At 71.8% G+C, this 23,344-nt stretch carries 20 protein-coding genes; 5 read left to right on the top strand and 15 right to left on the bottom strand.

The window, feature by feature from the left end; translation table 11 throughout:
* The first annotated feature begins 101 nt into the window (after positions 1-101).
* Positions 102-524, top strand: a complete 423-nt coding sequence (locus tag ACWCPI_RS32050; RefSeq protein ID WP_451041450.1) for a Rieske (2Fe-2S) protein — start codon at positions 102-104, stop codon at positions 522-524.
* Between the two features lie 21 nt (positions 525-545).
* Positions 546-1,289, top strand: coding sequence for a nucleotidyltransferase domain-containing protein (locus tag ACWCPI_RS32045; RefSeq protein ID WP_451041449.1), 744 nt, complete (start codon positions 546-548; stop codon positions 1,287-1,289).
* On the opposite strand, the gene ACWCPI_RS32040 is transcribed toward ACWCPI_RS32045, so the two are convergent.
* The 13 genes from ACWCPI_RS32040 to ACWCPI_RS31980 all read right to left on the bottom strand — a co-directional run bounded on the left by ACWCPI_RS32040 (position 1,215) and on the right by ACWCPI_RS31980 (position 15,474).
* Positions 1,215-1,964, bottom strand: a complete 750-nt coding sequence (locus ACWCPI_RS32040; protein WP_388812761.1) for a nucleotidyltransferase domain-containing protein — start codon at positions 1,962-1,964, stop codon at positions 1,215-1,217. The genes ACWCPI_RS32045 and ACWCPI_RS32040 overlap by 75 nt on opposite strands.
* A 3-nt stretch (positions 1,965-1,967) precedes the next feature.
* Entirely contained in the window at positions 1,968-2,990 is a 1,023-nt protein-coding gene (locus ACWCPI_RS32035; RefSeq protein WP_451041448.1) for an ADP-ribosylglycohydrolase family protein, read from the bottom strand.
* The gene (locus ACWCPI_RS32030) at positions 2,987-3,709 is read right to left on the bottom strand and encodes an NUDIX hydrolase (RefSeq protein WP_451041447.1); all 723 of its coding nucleotides are present in this window, start codon (positions 3,707-3,709) and stop codon (positions 2,987-2,989) included. Before ACWCPI_RS32030 ends, ACWCPI_RS32035 begins: the two co-directional genes overlap by 4 nt.
* Before the next feature lie 91 nt (positions 3,710-3,800).
* Positions 3,801-4,364, bottom strand: coding sequence for a TIGR03086 family metal-binding protein (locus ACWCPI_RS32025; protein WP_451041446.1), 564 nt, complete (start codon positions 4,362-4,364; stop codon positions 3,801-3,803).
* A gap of 109 nt (positions 4,365-4,473) precedes the next feature.
* Complete coding sequence (locus ACWCPI_RS32020) at positions 4,474-5,601, bottom strand: pseudouridine synthase (protein ID WP_451041445.1); 1,128 nt, start codon at positions 5,599-5,601, stop codon at positions 4,474-4,476.
* On the bottom strand, positions 5,601-6,254 hold the full coding sequence (gene scpB / locus ACWCPI_RS32015) for an SMC-Scp complex subunit ScpB (protein WP_451041444.1): 654 nt from the start codon (positions 6,252-6,254) through the stop codon (positions 5,601-5,603). Before scpB ends, ACWCPI_RS32020 begins: the two co-directional genes overlap by 1 nt.
* Complete coding sequence (locus tag ACWCPI_RS32010; RefSeq protein WP_451041443.1) at positions 6,251-7,393, bottom strand: segregation/condensation protein A; 1,143 nt, start codon at positions 7,391-7,393, stop codon at positions 6,251-6,253. Before ACWCPI_RS32010 ends, scpB begins: the two co-directional genes overlap by 4 nt.
* A gap of 18 nt (positions 7,394-7,411) precedes the next feature.
* Entirely contained in the window at positions 7,412-8,011 is a 600-nt protein-coding gene (locus ACWCPI_RS32005; RefSeq protein WP_451041442.1) for a hypothetical protein, read from the bottom strand.
* Complete coding sequence (locus ACWCPI_RS32000; protein WP_078504310.1) at positions 7,996-9,132, bottom strand: ParA family protein; 1,137 nt, start codon at positions 9,130-9,132, stop codon at positions 7,996-7,998. Before ACWCPI_RS32000 ends, ACWCPI_RS32005 begins: the two co-directional genes overlap by 16 nt.
* 400 nt (positions 9,133-9,532) lie before the next feature.
* Positions 9,533-10,657, bottom strand: a complete 1,125-nt coding sequence (gene ald, locus ACWCPI_RS31995) for an alanine dehydrogenase (protein ID WP_451041441.1) — start codon at positions 10,655-10,657, stop codon at positions 9,533-9,535.
* A 134-nt stretch (positions 10,658-10,791) separates the two neighbouring features.
* On the bottom strand, positions 10,792-12,879 hold the full coding sequence (locus tag ACWCPI_RS31990) for a tetratricopeptide repeat protein (protein WP_451041440.1): 2,088 nt from the start codon (positions 12,877-12,879) through the stop codon (positions 10,792-10,794).
* A 196-nt stretch (positions 12,880-13,075) separates the two neighbouring features.
* Positions 13,076-13,702: an NUDIX domain-containing protein gene (locus tag ACWCPI_RS31985; RefSeq protein ID WP_451041439.1), complete on the bottom strand. Its 627-nt coding sequence runs from the start codon at positions 13,700-13,702 to the stop codon at positions 13,076-13,078.
* A gap of 83 nt (positions 13,703-13,785) precedes the next feature.
* Positions 13,786-15,474 carry a CTP synthase gene (locus ACWCPI_RS31980; RefSeq protein ID WP_451041554.1) on the bottom strand — a complete coding sequence of 563 codons (1,689 nt, stop codon included), beginning with the start codon at positions 15,472-15,474 and terminating at the stop codon, positions 13,786-13,788.
* Between the two features lie 493 nt (positions 15,475-15,967).
* Here ACWCPI_RS31980 and ACWCPI_RS31975 point away from each other — a divergent pair, with 493 nt between their 5' ends.
* From ACWCPI_RS31975 to ACWCPI_RS31965, 3 genes are all read left to right on the top strand, one after another.
* Positions 15,968-17,770 carry a glycoside hydrolase family 15 protein gene (locus ACWCPI_RS31975; RefSeq protein ID WP_388812851.1) on the top strand — a complete coding sequence of 601 codons (1,803 nt, stop codon included), beginning with the start codon at positions 15,968-15,970 and terminating at the stop codon, positions 17,768-17,770.
* A 98-nt stretch (positions 17,771-17,868) separates the two neighbouring features.
* Positions 17,869-19,251, top strand: coding sequence for an FAD-binding oxidoreductase (locus tag ACWCPI_RS31970; RefSeq protein WP_451041438.1), 1,383 nt, complete (start codon positions 17,869-17,871; stop codon positions 19,249-19,251).
* A 239-nt stretch (positions 19,252-19,490) separates the two neighbouring features.
* The gene (locus ACWCPI_RS31965) at positions 19,491-21,152 is read left to right on the top strand and encodes a PucR family transcriptional regulator (RefSeq protein WP_451041437.1); all 1,662 of its coding nucleotides are present in this window, start codon (positions 19,491-19,493) and stop codon (positions 21,150-21,152) included.
* A gap of 31 nt (positions 21,153-21,183) precedes the next feature.
* Here the strand turns inward: ACWCPI_RS31965 and ACWCPI_RS31960 are convergent, their stop codons facing one another.
* Positions 21,184-22,320, bottom strand: coding sequence for a glycosyltransferase family 4 protein (locus ACWCPI_RS31960; protein ID WP_451041436.1), 1,137 nt, complete (start codon positions 22,318-22,320; stop codon positions 21,184-21,186).
* Positions 22,321-22,568: 248 nt separating this feature from the next.
* Positions 22,569-23,333, bottom strand: a complete 765-nt coding sequence (locus ACWCPI_RS31955) for a hypothetical protein (RefSeq protein ID WP_451041435.1) — start codon at positions 23,331-23,333, stop codon at positions 22,569-22,571.
* Positions 23,334-23,344: the final 11 nt, after the last annotated feature.

Genomic DNA, 23,344 nt, shown 5'->3' with positions numbered 1-23,344 from the left:
TTATGACACCTGATCCCATGTTGCTTCTTCTTCTGCATATTCGGTGCAAAGATGCATGTGCTCCGCCCGGAGCGACTGCCCGGCACCTTCGGAGTGACGACATGACCAACAGTCCGACGCGGCGCACGATCCTCATCGCGACGGGTGCGGCCGGCGCCGCGGCGCTCGTCGCGGGCTGCGGCGATTCCGGTGACGGCGGCGACTCGACCGCGCCCTCGGCCACCACCGCCGAACCCGGCCAGGACCTGGCCACCACCGGCGAGATCCCGGTGGGCGGCGGGAAGATCTTCAAGGCCGAGGAGGTGGTGGTGACCCAGCCGAAGGAGGGCGAGTTCAAGGCCTTCTCCGCCATCTGCACGCATCAGCGGTGCACGGTCGGCACCGTCTCCGACGGCACCATCAACTGCCCCTGCCACGGCAGCAGGTTCAGCATCACGGACGGGGCGGTGGCCAACCCTCCGGCGACCCGTCCGCTGCCCGAGAAGCAGATCGTCGTGGACGGAAATTCGATCCGGCTGGCGTGATCCGCCGCGTACGCTCCGGGCATGCACCCCGAGGCCCTGATACGCGACCACACGGTCTACTCCTGCGTGATGGGCTCACGCGCCTTCGGTCTGGCCACGGACGGCAGCGACACCGACCGCCGGGGCGTCTTCCTGGCGCCCACTGCCCTCTTCTGGCGCTTCGACAAGCCGCCGATGCACATCGAGGGCCCTCGCGAGGAGCAGTTCAGCTGGGAGCTGGAGCGGTTCTGCGAGCTGGCCCTGCGTGCCAACCCGAACATCCTGGAGTGTCTGCACTCCCCGCTCGTGGAGTACGCCGACGACACGGGCCGGGAGCTGCTCGCCCTGCGTGAGGCGTTCTTGTCCCGCCGGGCCCATGAGACCTTCACCCGTTACGCGCTCGGCCAGCGCAAGAAGCTTCAGGCCGACGTCCGGGTCCACGGCGCCCCCCGCTGGAAGCACGCGATGCACCTGCTGCGCCTGCTGATCAGCGCCCGCGACCTGCTGCGCACCGGCCGCCTGACGATCGACGTGGGCGACCGGCGCGAGCCGCTGCTGGCGGTCAAGCGCGGCGAGGTCCCCTGGCCGCAGGTCGAGTCCCGGATGGCCCGTCTGGCGGAGGAGGCCGAGGAGGCGTCCCGGCGCAGCCCCCTCCCGCCGGAGCCCGACCGCCGGCGCGTCGAGGACTTCCTGATCCGCGTCCGGCGCGCCTCAGCCCTCCAGCCGGGTCCGGACGACGAAGGCGTGCAGGGCGTCGTAGGCGCGCGGGGCGTCGGGCAGCGCTGAGGCCGTCTGGGCCTCGTCCAGGGCCCCGTGCAGCCGCTCGACGTCGGCCCGCACGCGCGCGTGGTCGACATCGGCGGCTCCGTGCTCCTGCTCCGCCTTCGCCGCGATCAGCTCCGGCAGATAGGCCGGGGCGTCCACGAGTTCCAGCAGGGTGGGCAGATGGGCCTGCACCTCTCCCCCGCGCATCAGGTGGACGCCGGTGAGCAGCACACGGAAGGTGTACAGCAGCGGCTTGAGCTCCCCGGTCTTCTCGAACAGCCGCCACTGCGTGCCGGCGAACCCCCGGTAGTGATGGGCGTGGTGGCTGGTCAGGACGCCCGGCGCGAGCGCGGCCAGCTCCCGGTGGGCGTCCGTGGTGTGGACGACCAGCGGAGACAGGAGCTGTTCCAGCACATAGCCGTTGCGGCGCAGCATCAGCCGTACGAACTTGCGCAGGTCGTGGGTGACGAGGTCCATCTCGACGCCGTCGCGCACCCACATCCGGGACCGTGTCTCGTCCGGTTCCCGCAGCCCGACGAGGTCGGCGGCCGGCAGCAGGTGCACGCCGCGCAGGTCCACGTCGGAGTCGCGGGACGGGAAGCCGTACAGGTGGGCGCCTGAGACGGTCGCGAACAGCACCGGGTCGGGCTGCTCGGCGACGACGGACGTGAGGTCGAGATCCAGGGTGTCGATCATCGGTCAAGCGTCCCAGAGCGCTCCGAGGGTCAGCAGATCACCCCGGTACTCGATCCGGTCCGCCCACTCGGTCGGCCAGGCGTCGGCTCCGTGCCAGGCGCCCGCGAACGCGCCCGCCAGGCAGGCGATCGAGTCCGAGTCACCGGCCGTGCAGGCGGCCCGCCGCAGGGCCGTCAGCGGCTCGTCGACGAACCACAGGAAGCTCAGCAACCCGGTGGCCAGGGCCTCTTCGGCGATCCAGCCCTCGCCGGTGGCCAGGCACGGGTCGGTCTCGGGCGAGACCGAGCGCACGGCCTCCTGGAGACGGTCCAGGGCCCCCAGGCACTCGTCCCAGCCGCGCGCGATGAAGTGCTCGGGGGTGGGGTCCTGGCTGCGGGTCCACAGGTCACCGAGCCAGCGCTCGTGGTACCGGGCGCGGTTGTCGTAGGCGTACGAGCGCAGCAGCCCGACCAGGCCGGTCGGCTCGGCGCCCTGCGCGAGCAGGCGTACGGCGTGGGCGGTCAGGTCGGAGGCGGCGAGCGCCGTGGGATGCCCGTGGGTGAGGGCGGACTGCAACTGGGCGGCACCCGCGCGCTGTTCGTCGCTCAGGCCGGGGACGAGCCCGATCGGGGCGACCCGCATGTTGGCGCCGCAGCCCTTGGAGCCGATCTGGCTGGCGTCCTGCCAGGGCCGTTCGGTGTGCTCCAGCAGATCGCAGGCCCTGAGGCAGGTGTTGCCCGGCGCCCGGTTGTTCTCCGGCGAGCGATTCCACGCGATGAACTCCTGCCGCACCGGCTCGACCATCGCCTCGGGGCCGAGCACGCCCAGGTCCATGGCCGTCCGCAGCCCCTTCCCCAGTGCCAGCGTCATCTGCGTGTCGTCGGTGACGATCGCCGGCGTCGGCAGTTCCATCTCCCGCCACGGCCCGCACTTGGCGAGGATCGACGGCACGTCGTTGAATTCGGTCGGGAAGCCGAGCGCGTCCCCGAGGGCGAGGCCGAGCAGGGAGCCGGTGGCGGCGCGTTTGCGGACGGTGGTCGTGGTCATGCGGGGCGTCCTTCCGGGGTGGGCCGGAGCAGGGGCGGGTGGAGGGTGGTGGCGGTGCCGGCGCGGTACAGCGCGGCCGGTTTGCCGCGGCCGCCGGTGAGGCGGGCGGCGCCGGGGACGGGCTCGACGAAGCCCGGTGTGGCGAGCACCTTGCGGCGGAAGTTGGGCCGGTCGAGGGTGGTGCCCCACACCACCTCGTAGACGTGCTGGAGCTCGCCGAGCGTGAACTCGGGCGGGCAGAAGGCGGTGGCGAGGTTCGAGTACTCGATTTTGGCGCCGACGCGGTCATGGGCGTCGGCCAGGATGCGGTCGTGATCGAAGGCGAGCGGCCCGGCCTCCTCGTACGGCACCCAGCGCGCCTGCGCCGCGTCGCTGCCGCCGTGCGGCTCGGGCGGGTGCGGCAGGAGGGCGGTGAAGGCGACGGTCACGACCCGCATCCGTGGGTCCCGGTCGGGCTCGCTGTAGGTCCGCAGCTGCTCCAGGTGCAGCCCCGAGACGTCCGCCAGGCCGGTCTCCTCGGCGAGTTCACGCCGGGCCGCCGCCTCCGCCGACTCGTCGGGCTGCACGAAACCGCCGGGCAGGGCCCAGCGGCCCCGGTACGGCTCCTGCCCGCGTTCGACGAGCAGGACGTGCAGGACGCCCTCGCGGATGGTGAGAACGGCGAGGTCGGCGGTGACGGCGAAGGGTTCGTGCGCGTACTTGTCGTAGTCGGCGTCCATGCGAACCCACCCCCTTAATAGTCGCTACGACTATAAATAGGGGCGGTGCGCAGCCGCAACCCCCTGGCAGTGCGGGAGAACCGCGCCCCTGTCACTCCGCCCAGGCGGCCCGCCGCCCCAGGAAGGCCAGCAGCCGCACATCGGGGCCGGCCCCCTCCGGCACGGCGACGGGCGCGCCGAACCGCACACCCCGGTCCCCCCGCGCGACCGCGCAACGCGCTATCGGGAGCAGCTCGGCGGCGAGCGCGCCGGGCAGGGGCCGGGGCCGCCCGCACGCCTGGGCGACGTCCCACCCGTGCACGGCGATCTCCACGGCACCCACGGCGGCCATCACCCGCACATCCATCGGCCGCTCCCCCACCAGCACCGACTCCGGCGGCCCGGACACCCAGGCACCGAGGACCGCGCACGCGCGCGTACGGAACCCGCAGACGCGGTCGGCGCGCGGAAACCACCCGATCCGCCCGCCGGTCAGGCCCTCGTACAAGGCGTCCAGCGAGTCGTCGAGATGACGCAGCAGCTCCCCCAGATCCCACTCGGCGCAGGGCGTCCCGCGCCCCAGCCCCGTGGTCTGCACCCCAGTGACGCTGCCGAGCGCATAGCCGAGCGCGCGCTCCAGCAACTCCCCGCAGTCCGTGCCCGTGGTCGTGTCCATCCCCGCTCCCTCCGTCAGGGACACAGACCGGCAGCACGGCGAAAACGCATCGGCCGGCCCCGGATCGGATCCGGGACCGGCCTGTGCGCGCGGGGAAGACGGACGGGACTTACAGGTCGACTTCCTTCATCAGCATCCCGACCTCGGTGTTCGACAGCCGCCGCAGCCAGCCCGACTTCTGGTCGCCGAGGGTGATCGGCCCGAAGGAGGTGCGCACCAGCTTCTCGACGGGGAAGCCCGCCTCCGCCAGCATGCGGCGCACGATGTGCTTGCGGCCCTCGTGCAGGGTGACCTCGACCAGATAGTTCTTGCCGGTCTGCTCGACGACCCGGAAGTGGTCCGCGCGCGCGTAGCCGTCCTCCAGCTGGATGCCGTCCTTGAGCTTCTTGCCCAGGTCGCGCGGGATCGGGCCGACGATGGCGGCGAGGTAGGTCTTCTTGACCCCGTACTTGGGGTGGGTGAGGCGGTGGGCCAGCTCGCCGTGGTTGGTGAGCAGGATGACGCCCTCGGTCTCGGTGTCGAGCCGGCCGACGTGGAAGAGCCGGGTCTCACGGTTGGTGACGTAGTCGCCGAGGCACTGACGGCCCTCGGGGTCCTCCATCGTGGAGACGACACCCGCGGGCTTGTTGAGCGAGAAGAACTGGTAGGACTGCGTGGCGACGGTCAGGCCGTCGACCTTGACCTCGTCCTTCTCCGGGTCGACCCGCTTGCCCTGCTCCAGCACGATCTCGCCGTTGACCTCGACCCGCGCCTGCTCGATCAGCTCCTCGCAGGCACGCCGAGAGCCGTAACCGGCCCGCGCGAGCACCTTCTGGAGACGCTCGCCCTCCTGCTCGGCGCCCGGGAAGGTCTTGGGCAGCCTGACGTCCTTCTTGCCCGCGTAGCGCTCACGGTTGCGCTCCTCGGCGCGCGCGTCGTACTCGCGGGAGGTCGCCGGGGCCGAACGGCCCCGGCCGGTGCCGCGCTGCTGGCCCTGCTTGGGCCCGCCCTTGGCTCCGCCGCGCGCCGAGGCGCCACGCCCCGACTTCGGGCCGTCCTGGGTGGCGCCGGGCCCCACGTCGTAGCGCCGCTCCTCCGGGCGCGGCTTCTTCGGCCGGCCGCCCTGCTTGTCGTCGCGGTTGTTACCGGCGCCGCGGTAGTTACCGCGGCCACCGCTGCTCCCGCCGCGGCCGCCGCTGTTGCCACCACGGCTCCCGCCGTTGTTTCCGCTGCTGTTCCTGCCGCTGCTGCTTCGCATCAAAGTTCCGTCTTGTCGTCTGCGTCCTCGGAATCCGGAGCGTCCGGATCGAACGACGGGACCCCTTCCAGTGTCTCGGCCTCGATCGCCTCCGCCTCCGGGAGGAAGGGCGCGAGCTCCGGGAGCTCGTCCAGACCGCGCAGGCCCATCCGCTCCAGGAAGTAGTTCGTCGTCCTGTACAGGATCGCACCTGTTTCGGGTTCCGTGCCCGCCTCCTCGACCAGCCCGCGCTGCAGGAGGGTCCGCATGACACCGTCGCAGTTGACTCCGCGTACGGCGGAGACGCGGCTGCGGCTGACCGGCTGACGGTACGCGACGACCGCGAGGGTCTCCAGGGCGGCCTGGGTGAGGCGCGCGGTCTGGCCGTCCAGCACCAGGCGTTCCACGGCGGCCGCGTACTCGGGGCGGGTGTAGAAGCGCCAGCCGCCCGCGACGAACCGCAGCTCGAAGCCGCGCCCCTGCACCGCGTACTCGTCGGCCAGCTCCCGCAGGGCGTCGGCGATCTGCCGGCGCGGCCGCTCCAGGAGCTTCGCGAGGCGCTCCTCGGTCGCGGGCTCGTCCACGACCATGAGCATCGCCTCCAGTGCGGGCTTGAGGTCGAGGTCGGCGACGGTGCGCAGCCCGGCCGGCAGCTCGGTGGTGTCCTCACTCACGCCTTCTTCTCCTCCTTGGGCGGCTCGGGCGGCCGGTCGAACTCGTCGGTCACCTTGGGCGTCTCGTCGCCGTCCCCGCCGGTCCACCGCACGAGGAGCTCCCCGAGCGCGGTCTCCTGGTCGACGGCCACGGCCTTCTCGCGGTACAGCTCCAGCAGGGCGAGGAACCGTGCCACGACGGTCAGGGTGTCGTCGGTGTCCTCGACGAGGGCCCGGAAGCTGGCCTCGCCGAGTTCCCTGAGCCGCGCGACGACGATCCCGGCCTGCTCCTGCACGCTCACCAGGGGCGCGTGGATGTGGTCGACGTACACCTGCGGCTTGGGCTTGGGCTGCATCGCCTTGACCGCGAGTCGGGCGAAACCTTCCGCCCCGATGCTGATGACGACTTCGGGCAACAACTCGGCGTGCTGCGGCTCCAGTCCGACGGTCCGCGGGTAGCGCCGGGCCTCGTCGTCGAGTCGCCGGCTGAAGATGTCGGCGATCTGCTTGTACGCGCGGTACTGCAGCAGCCGCGCGAACAGCAGGTCCCGGGCTTCGAGGAGGGCCAGGTCGGCCTCGTCCTCGACTTCGGCGGCGGGCAGCAGCCGGGCCGCCTTGAGGTCGAGCAGGGTGGCGGCGACCACGAGGAACTCGGTCGTCTCATCGAGGTCCCAGTCCGGCCCCATCGCCCGGATGTGCGCCATGAACTCGTCGGTCACCTTGGACAGGGCGACTTCGGTGACGTCGAGCTTGTGCCGGGAGATCAGCTGCAGGAGGAGGTCGAAGGGGCCCTCGAAGTTGGAGAGACGGACCTTGAAGACGCCGTCGCCCGGTTCCTCGGAAGCGGGCGCCTCGGGCTCGGCGGACGAGACCCCGGCCACCGCGGGCTCGGGCGCCCCGGCCCCGGGTTCGGGCCCGACGACCTCATGTTCGGTCTCGACGGCGTCAGGCGCGGTCTCGACGGCTTGGGGTTCCGGCGCGACGACCTCGGGTTCCGGCTCCGGAACGACGACCGGGGCGGGCTCCACGGACTGCGGAACCGCCTCGGGAACCGCCTCCACCGGAGGGGCGACGGGCGAAGCACCCGGTCCCCGTCCCAGCGCGCGCCGACGCCCACCGGAGGCACCGGCGCCGGGGACGGGAACATTGTTCGAGGTCATAGCCCCCGCAGGCTACCGCTACCGCCCGCGAAGCCGTCGTACGAGGATGCTGGCGTCTCCGCGGGTCTCCAGATCGGCGAGCACCACGGCCACCGCCTCACGGACGATCCGCCCACGGTCCACGGCCAGGCCGTGCTCACCGCGGAGCACCAGACGCGCGTGCTCCAGATCCATCAGTTCCTCGGCGGAGACGTACACGGTGATCTTCTCGTCGTGCCGTTCGCGACCGCTGGGCCGGCGCGTGGCCGCCCGCCCGCGCTTGCGCGGCTGGGCGGTGGACCCGGAAGGCCCGCCCGCGGTGCCCGCGGACGCGCTGCCAGAACCTTCCTGCGCCCCCTGCCGCCGCGCGGAGCGCTCCGCGGCCCGGCTGCGCGACTCGCCGGCGTCGACCGACTCCGCGTCGACCGCCACATGCTCGGCGCCGTCGCCGTCACCGCCCTGCACGGGCACCGACTGCGGCGCGTCCTCGGCGGCCGCGGCGGCGTCGCTCTCCCCCGCTGGAGCCGGCACCCGGGCCTCGCCGTTGGCCGGGCGCCGGGGAGTGGACGGCTGGAGCGCCATACCCCCTGTCGTGCGGAACAGTTCGTCGGCCCCCGGCAGACTCACTCGGCGTGACACCGGGCGAGCACCTCCCTGGCGAGCTGGCGGTAGGCGGCGGCACCGACGGAGTTGGAGGCGTACGTGGTGATCGGCTCACCGGCGACCGTGGTCTCCGGGAAGCGGACCGTGCGCCCGATGACCGTGTGGTAGACGTGGTCGTCGAAGGCCTCGACGACCCGCGCGAGCACCTCTCGGCTGTGCACGGTCCGCGAGTCGTACATCGTGGCGAGGATGCCGTCGAGCTCCAGCTCCGGGTTGAGCCGTTCCTGGACCTTCTCGATGGTCTCGGTCAGCAGCGCGACACCGCGCAGCGCGAAGAACTCGCACTCCAGCGGCACGATCACCTTGTGCGCGGCCGTCAGCGCGTTGACGGTGAGCAGGCCGAGCGAGGGCTGACAGTCGATCACGATGAAGTCGTAGTCGGGCAGCAGCGGCTTCAGGGCGCGCTGGAGCGTGGACTCGCGCGCGACCTCGGAGACCAGCTGGACCTCGGCGGCCGACAGGTCGATGTTGCTGGGCAGCAGGTCCATGTTGGGGACCGCCGTCTTCAGGAGCACCTCGTCGGCCGACATGCCCCGCTCCATGAGCAGGTTGTAGACGGTGAGGTCGAGCTCCATCGGGTTGACGCCGAGACCGACCGAGAGCGCGCCCTGAGGGTCGAAGTCGACGAGCAGGACCCGGCGTCCGTACTCCGCGAGCGCGGCACCCAGGTTGATGGTCGACGTCGTCTTGCCGACGCCGCCCTTCTGGTTGCACATCGCGATGATCTTCGCGGGACCGTGGTCGGTCAGCGGACCCGGGATCGGGAAGTACGGCAGCGGACGTCCGGTCGGGCCGATGCGCTCACGGCGCTGGCGGGCAGCGTCGGGCGCGAGGGTGGCCGCGTACTCGGGGTCGGGCTCGTACTCCGCGTCGGGATCGTAGAAGTGCCCTTCGGGCAGTTCGTCGTAGTCGGCGAAGTGGTTGTGGGGCGCGCCACTTCCGTCGCCGGCCATGGCGTTCACGTGATGGCCATCCATGCTCTGGTTTGCTGACAGAGCCGTGTGGGGGCTGGTCTGGCTCTGGTGGGCTGCGAAGGTTCGGACAGCGACGGAGCCGACAGCCTCGAATCCCGCGGGACCCTGGCCCCGTACAGGCATTCCTGGTTGACCACCCCCGGGAGAAAATGTCGACTCATTCACAAGTCGTCTTACCTCCTTGGTGACCAGGAAACTTCTAGACAGGTCAGCGTGGCACCATGCCGACGTTTGGCGACTCTATGGCGTGTCGGCGGTCCGCAGCAACACAATCCACCGGACCGGGCAGATGTGTCGACAATGAAACATCCCGCTGTCAAGGGCGTACGGCCGTCGCACAGCAGGTTTCACCGGTGTGCGAATCGGTCGAAGGGTTGCGTTCGAGGCGAGTTGACCGAGAGTCGCAAAGTGACCATACACACATCCGGCCGGACCTTTTCGGGCAAGGTCCGGCCGGGTGCGTACGGTTGACGACTCGTGTTGACGTATCGCCTTTACCAGAAAGTGACTTAGGGCGAACGGCTCAGCCGAGCAGCGAGGCGAGCTCCACGTGCTCCAGGCCGTGCGCCTCCGCCACCTCGCGGTAAACGACCTTGCCGTCATGCGTGTTGAGGCCCTTGGCCAGCGCGGGGTCACGGCGCAGCGCCTCGACCCAGCCCTTGTTCGCGAGCTCGACGATGTACGGCAGCGTGGCGTTGGTGAGGGCGTAGGTGGACGTGTTGGGCACCGCGCCGGGCATGTTGGCGACGCAGTAGAAGACAGAGCCGTGGACCGGGAAGGTCGGCTCGGCGTGCGTCGTCGGGCGAGAGTCCTCGAAGCAGCCGCCCTGGTCGATCGCGATGTCGACAAGGACACTTCCCGGCTTCATCCGCGAGACGAGCTCGTTGGTGACGAGCTTCGGCGCCTTGGCGCCCGGGATGAGGACGGCACCGATGACGAGGTCCGCCTCCAGGCAGGCCTTCTCCAGCTCCAGGGTGTTGGAGACGACGGTCTGGATCTTCGTACCGAAGATCTTGTCCGCCTCCTTGAGCTTGTTGATGTCCTTGTCGAGCAGGGTCACGTGGAAGCCCAGGCCGATGGCGATCTGTGCGGCGTTCCAGCCGGAGACTCCGCCGCCGATGATCACGGCCTTGCCGGCCGGCACACCCGGGACGCCACCGGGCAGCACGCCGCGGCCACCGCCCGCGCGCATCAGGTGGTAGGCGCCGACCTGCGGGGCGAGGCGGCCCGCGACCTCGGACATGGGGGCGAGCAGCGGCAGGGCCCGGGAGGGCAGCTCGACCGTCTCGTACGCGATCGCCGTGGTCCCGGACTCGACGAGCGCGTCGGTGCACTCCTTGGAGGCGGCCAGGTGCAGGTAGGTGAAGAGCGTCTGGTCCTTGCGCAGGCGGTGGTACTCCTCGGCGATGGGCTCCTTGACCTTGAGCAGCAGGTCGGCGGTGGCCCATACCTCGTCCGCGGTGGGCAGGATCTGCGCGCCCGCGGCGATGTACTCGCTGTCCGGGATCGACGAGCCGACACCGGCGCCCTGCTCGATGACGACCTGGTGACCGTGGCGCACCAGCTCCAGCACGCCGGCGGGGGTGATGGCCACCCGGAACTCGTTGTTCTTGACCTCGCGGGGGATGCCGACCTTCACGTCGATCACGGTCCTTGGCTCAGAGGGTGTGGGGCATTACATGACATACCCAGGCATGCAGGGCACACCGGGAGACACCGCAGGAGAAGGTGCGGCAGAGCCAGTCTAATGAAGGTGTTGCCGCTGTCTAGCCTTTCATTGCATCAATCTTCAGCTGATGTACTACGGATTTCGCAGGCGTTAGCGTCGTGTTCCGGCTCGAAAGTGCCTTGCTCGGGCCCCGGCTCGGCCACATCGGGCTCCTCGGGCTCCTCTCCCAGCATCCGCCGGGCCGCGTTCCGGTGCAGCTGCGCCGCCGCGGGATCGCCGAGGCGCTCCAGGGTGTCGGCGAGCCGCAGATACAGCGCGGCGTGCAGCCGGGGGTCCTCCGCGCGCCGCGCCCACTCCACCGCCTCCTGGCAGGTGCGCAGCGACTCCTCGGGCCGGCCCGCGTACTCCTGGACCCGCGCCAGCTCGCTCAACGCCCGGGCGTGCGCGGCGACATCACCGTTCCTGCGGTGCCCGGCGATCGCGGCCCGCCAGTTGCGCAGCGCCTCGCCGTACCGGCCCGCGTAGGTGTGCGCGGCGGCGATACGCCCGTACAGCCGGGCGGCGTCCGCGCGCTCGCCCCGGGCCAGCCGCTGGGCCAGCGCCCGGCCGAACCAGTCGGCGGCCCGGTCGTAGTCGCCGAGCTCCAGATGGGCGCCGCCTACGGATTCCATCGCGCGACCGGTCGCGTACGGGTCGTTCGCCTCCCGTCCGGCGTCCAGCGCGGCCCGGTACCGCGCCAGCGCCTCCCTCCGGCGGCCCGTCCGGGCGTCGACGTCCCCGAGGTTCAGCAGGGCCGCGGCCTTCTCGCGGGGCAGGTCCTGGCGCTCGGCCACGTCGAGGACGAGGCCGTGGATGTCGTACAGGTCAGCGGCGGCCGTCTGTGTGCCGACATGCACGACCAGCGCCCTGACCAGCTGGGACATCAGGCGCCGGGCGAGGGTGTCCAGCTCCCCGTCGGCGACCGCGGCACGGGCCGAGGCCAGCAGGGCGGGCCTGCGGATGCTCAGCCAGTCGGCGGCCGCCCTGGGGGTGGGGAAGCGCAGGGCGCGGGGCATGTCCAGGAGCTTCTGACGGGTCTGCGGGCTGTCCGTCTCGGTGATCGCCCGGCAGGACTGCAGCAGCCGGACGGTCCGCTCCAGCATCCGGGCGCGGGCGAGCTGCAGCTCGGCGGGGCGGTCCTGGGTCTCGGTGAGCGCCTTGAGGTGGGCGTGCAGACAGGCCGGGACCTGGTACGTCGGCAGCGGGGAGTCGACGGCGTGCAGCAGGCCGAGCCCCACCAGGTCGTCCAGGACACCGCGGGCTCCGTCGACCGAGGAGCCGGCGAGCGCGGAGGCGATGTGCGGGTCGACGAGGCCGCCCGGGGCGAGGCAGAGCAGGCGCAGCATCCGGGCGGGCGTGGTGGGCAGGGAGGCGTGGACGAGCCGGAGGATCCGGCCGAGCGGCGTGCCCTCGTCGCCCTCGGCGCGCAGTTGCTTGGCGAGGTCGGCGACGGCCGACTTGGGGTGGGCGGCGAGCCATCCGGCCGCCAGCACGAGGGCGGCGGGCTGGCCCTGGCACACCTCGGCCAGCCCTTCGGCGGACCGCGGGTCGACGGTGATGCGGACCGAGCCGGCCTGCCGGGACAGCAGCGCCACCGCCGACTTGGTGTCGAGGCCGCCGAGGGTGCAGGGCCGCACGTCCGCGATCCCGGTCAGCGGCCCGCCCGAGACGGCGACGACCAGGCATCCCGGGCTGTCCGGCAGCAAGGCGTCGACCTGCTCGGCCTCTGCCGCGTCGTCCAGCACGAGCAGCACCCGGCGCCCGGCCAGGGCGTTGCGCAGGGCGGCGGTGAGGTCGTCCTCGGCGGCGCCGGGCGGGGTCGGCCGGTCCAGGGCGGCCAGCAGTTCGCGGGCGACCCGTCCGACCGGGACGGGGGTGCCGTCGGGCTCGCTCAGACGGGCGCGCAGCACACCGTCGCCGTAACGGTCCGCCACCTGCCGTACGAGTTCCTCGGCGAGCGCGGTGCGGCCCGAGCCGGGGCGCCCCGCGATGAGCAGCACGCGCGCGCGTGGCGCCTTGCGACCGGAAAGGGTGTCCAGCCCCGCACGCTCGATGTCGGCGCGCAGCTCCTTCAACTCGCGCGTGCGGCCCAGAAATCGGTTGCCGACGAAAGCCTGCGCCGACACCTGTACGCCGCCTGTGTCCACCACCTGGTCCGCCACGGGCCACGCTCCCGTCCCACCGCACACGCAAGGCCCGCCGGGACTCCGGTTCGGGCGTGTTCAGAGCCTAGTTCACGCTCTGCTACGTTCCGTGCGGAGCACGGCGGACGCATCCCCCGATCGGAACAGCCGATCTTCACACCGGAGGGTGTATCTGCGGCGGGTCCGGTCGGTACGTGCGGTCGCAGGGGTGGGTTCAGGATTCGAAGGGGCGTGCGGGCCAGGGCGCCTCCGCCGGGCGCAGCGCGTCCAGGCCGTCGCCGCTGCGCGCGGCGACCAGGGACAGCACGCCCACGACGAGGCAGTTGTTGTGCAGCTCGCCCGCGAGGACACCCCGGACGAGTTCGTCGACCGGCACGCGCGCGTGCTCCATGTCGGCCTCCTCGTCCTCCACCTCGAAGCGCTCTCCCTCGGCCTCGGACAGATCCCGGGCGAGGAAGATCCGTACGGCCTCGTCACACCCGCCGGGAGTCGTGTACACGTCCGTCAGGACGCGCCAGTCCCCGGCCTTGACGTGGGCCTCCTCGTACAGCTCGCGCTGGGCGGCGTGCAGCGGGTTCTCGCCGGGCACGTCGAGCAGACCGGCCGGGATCTCCCACAGCTTGTGCCGCACCGGGTGGCGGTACTGCTTGATGAGCAGGACCCGGTCCTCGGCGTCGAGGGCGAGGACGGCCACGGAACCGGGGTGGACCTGGTAGTCGCGGCGGACCACGGAGCCGTCCGGCATGACCACGTCGTCCGTGCGCACGGAGGTCTTGTTGCCCACGAAGGGGGTCTTCGTCGCCCGGATCTCCCACTCCTGCGGGGTGTCCTTGATCGTCATGCCCTGCCTTTCCACGTGCGCAAAGAAAAACCGGGGTGCCCACCTTTGAAGGTTTGCACCCCGGTCACCGTACAACTCTCGTGTTACTTCGAGTTCTTGTGCGTGCCCTCGGCCTGCTGGCGTTCGACGGCCGCCTTCACCAGCCCGGCGAACAGCGGGTGCGGGCGCGTGGGGCGGGAGCGCAGCTCGGGGTGGGCCTGGGTGGCCACCAGGTAGGGGTGGACGTCCCGCGGGTACTCCACGTACTCGACGAGCTTGCCGTCGGGCGACGTCCCCGAGAACACGATGCCCGCCTGCTTCTCCAGCTCCGCGCGGTAGGAGTTGTTGACCTCGTACCGGTGGCGGTGCCGCTCCTCGACGTACTCCTTGCCGTCGTACACCTCGCGCACGATCGAGCCCTCGGCCAGCTTCGCCGGGTACATGCCCAGCCGCATGGTGCCGCCCATGTCGCCCTCACCGGCGACGATGTCGAGCTGCTCGGCCATGGTGGAGATGACCGGGTGGCCGGTGGCCGGGTCGAACTCGGTGGAGTTGGCGTCGGAGATGCCGGCGAGGTTGCGGGCCGCCTCGATCACGATGCACTGCAGACCCAGGCACAGGCCGAGCAGCGGGATCTTGTTCTCCCGGGCGTACTTGATCGCGCCGACCTTGCCGAGCACACCGCGGTCGCCGAAGCCGCCCGGGATGCAGATGCCGTCCACGTCGGCCAGCTGCTGCCTGGCCCCGGCCGGGGTCTTGCAGTCGTCGGACGTGACCCACTTGATCTTCACGCGGGCGCGGTTGGCGAAGCCGCCGGCGCGCAGCGCCTCGGTGACCGAGAGGTAGGCGTCGGGCAGGTCGATGTACTTGCCGACCAGCGCGAGGGTGATCTCGTGGTCGGGGTTGTGGACGCGGTCGAGCAGGTCGTCCCAGGTCGTCCAGTCGACATCACGGAACGGCAGGTCCAGCTTGCGGACGACATAGGCGTCCAGGCCCTCGCCGTGCACCGTCTTGGGGATGTCGTAGATCGAGCGGGCGTCGGGGCAGGCGACCACGGCCGCCTCGTCGACGTCGCACATCAGGGAGATCTTGCGCTTGATCGCGGTCGGTACCTCGCGGTCGCAGCGCAGCACGATCGCATCCGGCTGGATACCGATGTTGCGCAGAGCCGCAACCGAGTGCTGGGTCGGCTTCGTCTTCAGCTCACCCGAGGGGCCGATGTACGGCAGGAGCGAGATGTGGACCACGAAGACGTTGTCACGGCCGACCTCGTGACGGACCTGCCGGACGGTCTCCAGGAACGGCAGCGACTCGATGTCGCCGACCGTGCCGCCGACCTCCGTGATCACGACGTCGACCTCATCGGTCGCCATGCGGCGGATGCGGTGCTTGATCTCGTTGGTGATGTGCGGGATGACCTGCACGGTGTCGCCCAGGTACTCGCCCCGGCGCTCCTTGGCGATCACCGTGGAGTACACCTGGCCGGTGGTGACGTTCGCCGATCCGTCCAGGTCGCGGTCGAGGAAGCGCTCGTAGTGGCCGATGTCCAGGTCGGTCTCGGCGCCGTCGTTGGTGACGAACACCTCACCGTGCTGGAACGGGTTCATCGTGCCAGGGTCGACATTGAGGTAGGGGTCCAGCTTCTGCATGACGACGCGCAGGCCCCGCGCCTTGAGCAGCATGCCGAGGCTGGAGGCCGTCAGGCCCTTGCCGAGCGAGGAGGCGACACCCCCGGTGACGAAGATGTGCTTGGTCGTCGTGGCTGTGCTGTTTCGAAAAGCAGCGGGCGGCATGGCCAAGAGGGGGCTCCCGTGGTCGCGATCTTGAAGTGCGGTTCGGGGGTCTTCACGCCCACCGGTCCACGGGCTACCAGGGTATCAGCGACTACGACCGATGGCTTCCGGCCACGCTCCGCACACGACTCGCCACGGATCCGCACGCTTCACCGGTTTCCCGCGCATCGGTCACCCCTTGCTCACCCGTTCGGCTTACCCGGGTTGTCCGGAGCGGCACGCAGATCATCTACGTGCGTCGTATCCTGCTCGGACATTCGCTGCCGAGCCCGGCCGGCAAACACGGCACCACCCCCGCCCGTCACACCGGAACAACGAGAGCTCGTCAGTTCGTTGAGCAGAGATTGTCAAGAAGAGACTGTCGTTTTGCCTCACGGCTCAGGCGACTGCTTTGCTTCACGGCTCAACGACGCATTACAACCACCCCTTGACCGCACTAGCGAGAGCCCCCTTGTCTTGAGGGGGTGACGTGGCCGTTCGACTGGAGTTGCACGTGGCCGGGCGCATCGAAGACTACGCACTCATCGGAGACATGCAGACCGCCGCACTGGTCTGCCGGGACGGCACAGTGGACTGGCTGTGCCTGCCCCGCTTCGACTCGCATGCCATCTTCGCCGGCCTGCTGGGCACCGAGGAGCACGGTTTCTGGCGGCTCGGCCCCGCGCACGCCTCCGACTCCCCGCCGCCCACCGCGGCCCGGCGCAGCTACCGCGGCGACTCGCTGATCCTGGAGTCCGAGTGGGACACGCCCCGCGGCACGGTCCGTGTGACCGACTTCATGCCCCCGCGTGACGGCGCTCCCCAGCTGATCCGGATCGTGGAGGGCGTCTCGGGCCGGGTGCCGATGCGCTCGGCGCTCAGGATGCGGTTCTCGTACGGCCGGGTCGTGCCGTGGGTGCACAAGCACGAGGGGCGCACCGTCGCGGTCGCCGGCCCGGACTCGGTGTGGTTCGACACGGAGGCCGAGACCTACGGCAAGTCGCTGACGACGTACTCCGACTTCACCATCGCCCCGGGTGAGCGCATCGCGTTCACCATCTCCTGGGAGCCGTCGCACAAGCAGCCGCCGGCGCTGCCCGAGCCGGAGCAGTCGCTGGTGGCGACCGAGGACTTCTGGCGCGAGTGGGTCGAGCACTGTACGTACCACGGCCCCTACCGCGAGGCGGTCATCCGCTCGCTGATCACCCTGAAGGCGCTGACGTACGCCCCGACGGGCGGCATCGTCGCGGCGCCCACCACCTCCCTGCCCGAGGACATCGGCGGCGTCCGCAACTGGGACTACCGCTACACCTGGCTGCGTGACGCGGCGATCACCCTGTCCTCGCTGCTGCGCACCGGCTACCGCGAGGAGGCGCGCGCCTGGCGGGAGTGGCTGCTGCGGGCGGTCGCGGGCGACCCGGAGAACCTGCAGATCATGTACGGCATCGCCGGTGAGCGCGAGCTGGGCGAGGCCGAGCTGGACTGGCTGCCCGGCTACGAGAACTCCGCGCCGGTCAGGGTCGGCAACGGCGCCGCGCACCAGCTCCAGCTGGACGTGTACGGCGAGGTCACCGAGGCCCTGCACCTGGCCCACATGACCGGCCTGGCCCGCAACGACTACGCCTCGCTGCTCCAGCTGAAGCTGATCCGCTACCTGGAGGACCACTGGCAGGAGCCGGACGAGGGCATCTGGGAGGTGCGCGGCCCGCGCCGCCACTTCGTGCACTCCAAGGTGATGGCCTGGGTCGCCGTGGACCGGACGATCAAGCTCATCGAGTCCGGTGACGCGGACGGCCCGCTGGAGCGCTGGAAGGAACTGCGCGACGAGATCCACCGGGACGTGTGCGAGAAGGGCTACGACAAGGAGCGCAACACCTTCACGCAGTCGTACGGCTCGAAGGAGCTGGACGCGTCCCTGCTGCTGATCCCGCAGATGGGCTTCCTGCCGCCGGACGACAAGCGGGTCATCGGCACGATCGAGGCGATCCAGCGCGAGCTGTCCACCACGGACGGCTTCATCCTGCGCTACCCGACGGAGGGCGAGGACGAGGGCGTCGACGGGCTCCCCGGCGATGAGGGCGCCTTCCTGGCCTGCTCGTTCTGGATGGCCGACGACCTGGCGATGATCGGCCGCGTCGACGAGGCCCGCAAGCTGTTCGAGAAGCTGCTGTCGCTGCGCAACGACCTCGGTCTGCTCGCGGAGGAGTGGGACCCGGTCCGTCAGCGCCAGGTCGGGAACTTCCCGCAGGCCTTCAGCCACGTCCCGCTGATCGACACCGCCCTGCGGCTGACGGCGTCCGGGGCGTACGGCGGCTGAGCGGGCCACCACCGCGCTCGGCAGGACGGACGTGAGGCGCCCGCCTAGCCTGGAAGCAGATTGCCCCTTGCCCTGCCGCTTGTCGGAAGGGGGCGGCCATGGCTTCCCGCTCGAAGGCGGGCGCGGCCCTCGCCGCGCTGCGCGAGGATCTCTCCGGTGATGTGTTCGCCCCGGGGGATTTCGGTTACGACGACGCCCGGGGCGTCTTCAACGCCATGATCGACCGGCGACCCGCGGTGATCGCGCAGTGCGTGGACGAGGCCGACGTCGTACGGGCCGTGCGGTTCGGCCGGGATCTGGACCTCACCATCGCGGTGCGCGGCGGCGGGCACAGTGTCGCGGGCATGGCGCTGAACGACAACGGCCTGGTCGTCGACCTGCGGCACATGCGTGCGGTCACCGTCGACCCGGCGGCCGAGGCGGTACGGGTCGCGGGCGGCGCCACGATGAGCGACCTGGACCGCGCCACCCAGCCGTACGGCCTCGCCACGACCGGCGGCCGGGCCTCCACCACGGGCGTCGGCGGTTTCGTCCTCGGCGGCGGCACCGGCTGGCTGGACCGCTGCTGCGGCCTCGCGGTGGACAATCTGCTCGGTGTGGAGCTGGTCACCGCCGAGGGCGAGCGCGTCCACGCGAACGCGGACGAGAACCCCGAGCTGTTCTGGGCCCTGCACGGCGGCGGCGGCAACTTCGGCATCGCCACCGCGCTCACCCTGAAGCTGCACGAACTGCCCGAGTTCGCCATCGCCATGGTGCTGTACCGGCCGGACCTCGCGCCCGAGGCCGTCCGCACCTTCCGCGACGTGATCGAGTCGGGCCCCGACGAGGTGGGCGGCGGCGTCCTGCACTTCACCGGGCCGCCCGAGGACTTCGTACCGCCGTCCCTGGTCGGCTCCCTGGTGTGCGGTGTACTGCTGACGTACGCCGGCGCCGAGCAGGTCATGCGCAAGTACGCCGAACCTCTGCTGGCCCTGACGCACGAGGCCGAGATCGTCGGCGCGATGCCGTACGCCGAGGTCCAGTGCATGATCGACGATCCGCCCGGCATGCGGCACTACTGGTCGGCCGAGTACCTGGCGAGCGCCCCGGACGAGTTCGTGGACGTCTACTGCACCGAGGCCCGGTCCATGCCGGTTCCGACCGGCACCCAGCACGTCCTCTTCCCGCAGGGCGGCGCGATCGCCGCCGGACCGCACGAGTACCCGGTGCCCTACCGGGACGCGCCCTGGGCGATCCATCCCTACGGCATGTGGCAGGACCCCGCGGACGACGAGCGGTGCGTCCGGTGGGTCCGTTCCGTTCGTGCCGACGTGCGGCCGTGGAGCACCGGCGCGGTGTATCTGAACTTCATCGGCGACGAGGGCGCGGAACGCGTGGTGGCCGGTCTGGGACCGGAGAACACCCGGCGGCTGGCGGATCTGAAGCGGCGGTGGGACCCGGACAACGTCTTCCGGTTCAACCACAACATCAGGCCGGCCTGAGCGCCGTCGGCGTCGCTCCCCGCCGGGACCGCCGGACGCCGCTCGGCGGGCCGCCCGATCGCCGAGGCGAGCACGAAGGAGCCCCGGGTCGGCCCCTCACCCGCCCACGGTCCATGCCGGCGCCGCTACCCCGGCGAACGGGCCGGGACCGCGGCCACCGCGCCCGCGGCAGCCGGTGATCCTCTTCCCGGGCCCTCCGGAGATGTCGTGGCAGCACGCCCGCGGGTAGCGTCCGCCTCATGGACAGCGGTACGGGCGGTACGGGCGGCACTGACAGCGGATTCGGCAGCCAGGGAGCGGGGATCACCGTGCGGCGGGCGCTGGAGCTGCCCGGTCTGCGCAGCGGGCTCCCCGAGGTCCTGGCGGGCGCCGACCGGCTGGGGCGTACCGTGCGCTGGGTGCACGCGGGCGAGGTTCCCCACATCGCCTCCCTGCTGAAGGGCGGCGAGCTGCTGCTGACCACGGGATACGGCCTCGGCACCCGCCCCGCCGACCAGCGGGCGTTCGTACGCACCCTGGCCGAGCGCGGTATCGCGGCCCTCGTCGTGGAGCTCGGTCCCCGCTTCGCACGTCTGCCCGCCGCACTGGTCGACACCGCCCGCACGGCGGGCCTGCCACTGGTCCAGCTGCACCGCGAGGTGCCCTTCGTGACGGTCACCGAGGAGATCCACACCGAGATCGTCAACGGCCACTACGCGCTGCTGCAACGGGCGGAGGAGGTGCACCGCCGGTGCACGCAGGCCCTGCTCGGCGGTGGCGGTGTGCCCCAGGTGCTGGGCATCCTCGCCGACTTCTGCGGCAACCCGGTCTTCCTGGAGACGACCGACGGCCTGCTGCTGTACGCCGCCGGGGCGGGCCCCGAGGGCGCCGATCCGCTGCAGGTGTGGGAGGGGCTCAGAGGGCAGCACAAGGACGCACCGCCGCCTGCCGGGTCGGTCCTGGTCGAGGTGCCGGGGGGCGGCCCTGGCGCGGGCTCGGTGCGGGCACGGCTCGTGCTCCTTCCGGTGCGGGGGCCGCTCGCGCCCGTCCACCGGATGGCCGCCGAGCGGGCGGCGGGCATCCTGGCCGTGGTGCTGATGCAGGCGCGGCAGGAGGAGGAGCTCGCGGCACGCGGGCGCGGCGACTTCCTCACCGACCTCGCGGAGGGCCGCGTCACCGCCGAGGACGCCCCGGCCCAGGCGCGCGTCCTGGGCTTCAAGCCGGGCAACAGCCCTCTGCTGCCGGTGGTGATGCGGCTCGGGGACGTGCTGTCGCCGGGTGGGGGCTGGGCGGTGCTGGCGCGCGCCGTCGCGGAGGAGCTGTCCTCGGTCGGGGTCCCGGTGCTGCTGGGCGTACGACCGGTGGAGGGCCGTGTCCTGGTGCTGCTGGGCCTGCGCGCGGAGTCGGAGCGGCCGACGGTCGCGGACCGGGTCGCGGCGGCGCTGCGGGCGGGTGTGGAGCGCGCCGGGATCCAGCGGCCCGGGGCGCAGCCGCCGGTCGTGGTCGTCGGGGTGGCCGGGGGCTGGGCGGCGGCCTCGGCGGGTCTCAGGCACGCGTCGGAGACGGCGACGGCGGCACAGGGCCTGTCGGACCGCCCGTGGTACGACGCCCGGCGTCTGGACATCGACCTGCTGCTGTGGCGGTTGCGCGACCACCCGGACCTCGCCGCCTTCGTGGACCGGGCGATCGGCCCCCTCCGCGACCACGACGACCGTTCCAGACCGCCTCTGCTGCCCACCCTGGAGACATACCTGGCGCACGCGGGCCGCAAGGCGGAGACGGCCCGCGAGCTGCACCTCAACCGGCAGACGCTCTACAACCGCCTCGCCCGCATCGGCGAGTTGCTCGGCACGGACCTCGACGACCCGCAGACGGTACTGGCGTTGAGCCTGGCTCTGCGGGCCCGGCGGCACGTGCCGTAGCCGGGGGCGGGCGGTCGTCGTCGGACGCCGTTCAGATCATGGGCTGCGGCTGCGTCAACTCGTCGTACACACTGAGCACTTGGGCGACGGTCTCGTCCTCCGTGGGCCAGGTGGCCGCCTGCCGCGTGCCCCGCTCCCTGAGCAGTTCCTGGCGCTCGGGATCGCCGATCAGCCGTACGACGGCCTCGGCGAGGGCCTGCGGGTCGCCGTAGGGGACGAGTTCGGCGGCGTCGCCGACGAGCTCCGGCATACCGCCCACGTCGGTGGCGACGAGCGGCACGCGCGCACGCAGGGCCTCCTGGGCCAGCACCGAACGCGACTCCCAACTGCTGGGCAGGAGCGCGGTGTCGGCGGCGGCGAGCAGCTCGAAGACGTCGTCGCGCCGTCCGATGAGCCGCACGGGCAGCCCCTCGTCCTCGATCCGGCGCTGAAGGGCCGCCCGCAGCGTCCCCTCCCCCGCGATCACGACCAACGGCACGGGATCCAGCCGCAGCCACGCGCGCGAGGCGTCCAGCAGCACGTCGTACCCGCGATGCCGCTCCAGCGAGCCGACGGCGATCAGCAACGGGCGTCCGGTGGCCCCGAGTTCGGCGCGGATCTTGGGCCGCAGCCGGTCGGGGTCGTCGTCCTCGACGACACCGCGGGGCGCGGGCATCGCCACCGCGGCGAGGCGCGCGTCGCGGGCACCGGTCCGACGGGCCCGGTCCACGAGCGTCGAGGTGGTCCCGAGCACGACGGAGGCGGTTTTGACGACCCGCCGCTCCAACAGCCGTACGAGATGGGCTCGGGCGCCCTCGGCATGCGCGCGGTCGTGCCAGGTGACGACGAGCGGGGTACGTCGCCCGCTGAGCGCGAGCACCGTACGGAAGGAGGCGTGCAGCCCGTGCGCGTGCACCAGGTCGGCGTCCGCGCACGCGGCCCGCAGCGCGGCCACGGAGGCAGGATCGCTGCTGCGCGGAACATGCACGTGTTCGGCGCCGGCGCCCGTGAAGTCGTAGAGGTGATCGGCCTCCGCAGGGGCGCACACGGTGACCCGCACGCCCCGCGCGACCAGCCCGGAGGCCAGCGACCGCACATGCGCGCTGCTGCCGGCGTTGCCGCCGCCCAGCACCTGCACGGTGCGCAGCGAGGACTGGCCGTGCGGTGAGTGGCTGCTCACGGGGGTCACGTGGCCGGGGCTCCTGGTTCGGGTCGGGCGGTCACGAAGAACGTACAGAAGGATCGGGCGGAGGGGGTGTACCGCGGAAATCCCCCCGCGTACGACGTCTCAACGCCAAGGATGCCAGGAGCCGCGGTCCTTCCGGGAACCGCGGGAGGGCGGGAAGCGGGCGGGAGACGGGCGGTACCACGCGGGGTGTCACCCACGTGGGTGAAGATCGCCGGGTTCCGTTCGAACGGGGAGAACGGTCGCGGCCGTCACCGTCCGCCCAGCGCCCGCGCCGCCTCGCTCACTTTGTCGCCGTACACCGCGGCGGCCACGAGGGCGGTGGCGTGCGCGGCCAGCCCGGCCCGCCCGTTCCCGGCGACGACGGCGGCGCCCAGGGCCGCGCCGAGCGCATGGGCACCGGTGTCGCCGAGCATCGCCCGCTCACCGAGGTCATCGGGCAGCACGGCCGCCGCGGCACCCATGGCGGTGGCGGCGATCGCGGCACCGGACCCGGGACGCAGCAGCCCCGGCGCCCCGAGCCCGAGCACCGCCGCCGCGGCCCTGCCCGGGCGTACGTCCACGAGGTTGACGAAGTGCGCGGCCCCGGCGATCACCACGCCCGCGAGCACCCGGTCCACGGGCCGTTCCTTCAGGAAGGCGCCCGCGACGAGCCCGGCGGCGGAGATCCCGAGCAACTTGACCGCCCCGCTGGTGACTTCGCCGTCCCGCAGGGCGGTCAGGTGCGCCCGGAACCCACGCCGGGGGTCACCGGCCCCGGCGACATCGTCGTACGCCCCGCAGGCTCCCGCGACGGCGACGGCGAGCCCGGCGGCCGGCCGTGCCCGCCCCGCGCCCACCGCGGCCGACAGGGCGGCGGCGGCACCGGCGTACAACTCCACGGTCCGACCGGCGTAGTTCTTCCGCTCCCAGCGGTCACGGCCACCGGGAGTCTTGGCACGCAGGGCGAAGACGGCGGCACGGGTGAAGCCGGCGGAAAGGGCGAAGGCGGTGGTCCCGGGGGCGCGTCGGATCATGCGGCCACCCT

Source organism: Streptomyces sp. NPDC001920, assembly GCF_053594495.1.
The sequence above is the reverse complement of the archived record's forward strand: the minus strand, read 5'-3'. Positions and strand labels throughout refer to the sequence as shown.

Coding starts and splice junctions, on each gene's coding strand:
- ACWCPI_RS32030 (WP_451041447.1), bottom strand. CDS start 3,709: ATGGACGCCGACTACGACAAGTACGCGCACGAACCCTTCGCCGTCACC.
- ACWCPI_RS31955 (WP_451041435.1), bottom strand. CDS start 23,333: ATGATCCGACGCGCCCCCGGGACCACCGCCTTCGCCCTTTCCGCCGGC.
- ACWCPI_RS32040 (WP_388812761.1), bottom strand. CDS start 1,964: ATGATCGACACCCTGGATCTCGACCTCACGTCCGTCGTCGCCGAGCAG.
- ACWCPI_RS32025 (WP_451041446.1), bottom strand. CDS start 4,364: ATGGACACGACCACGGGCACGGACTGCGGGGAGTTGCTGGAGCGCGCG.
- ACWCPI_RS31965 (WP_451041437.1), top strand. CDS start 19,491: ATGGACAGCGGTACGGGCGGTACGGGCGGCACTGACAGCGGATTCGGC.
- ACWCPI_RS32010 (WP_451041443.1), bottom strand. CDS start 7,393: ATGACCTCGAACAATGTTCCCGTCCCCGGCGCCGGTGCCTCCGGTGGG.
- ACWCPI_RS31985 (WP_451041439.1), bottom strand. CDS start 13,702: ATGACGATCAAGGACACCCCGCAGGAGTGGGAGATCCGGGCGACGAAG.
- ACWCPI_RS32000 (WP_078504310.1), bottom strand. CDS start 9,132: ATGCCTGTACGGGGCCAGGGTCCCGCGGGATTCGAGGCTGTCGGCTCC.
- ACWCPI_RS31970 (WP_451041438.1), top strand. CDS start 17,869: ATGGCTTCCCGCTCGAAGGCGGGCGCGGCCCTCGCCGCGCTGCGCGAG.
- ACWCPI_RS32050 (WP_451041450.1), top strand. CDS start 102: ATGACCAACAGTCCGACGCGGCGCACGATCCTCATCGCGACGGGTGCG.
- ACWCPI_RS31980 (WP_451041554.1), bottom strand. CDS start 15,474: ATGCCGCCCGCTGCTTTTCGAAACAGCACAGCCACGACGACCAAGCAC.
- ACWCPI_RS32045 (WP_451041449.1), top strand. CDS start 546: ATGCACCCCGAGGCCCTGATACGCGACCACACGGTCTACTCCTGCGTG.
- ACWCPI_RS32020 (WP_451041445.1), bottom strand. CDS start 5,601: ATGCGAAGCAGCAGCGGCAGGAACAGCAGCGGAAACAACGGCGGGAGC.
- ACWCPI_RS32035 (WP_451041448.1), bottom strand. CDS start 2,990: ATGACCACGACCACCGTCCGCAAACGCGCCGCCACCGGCTCCCTGCTC.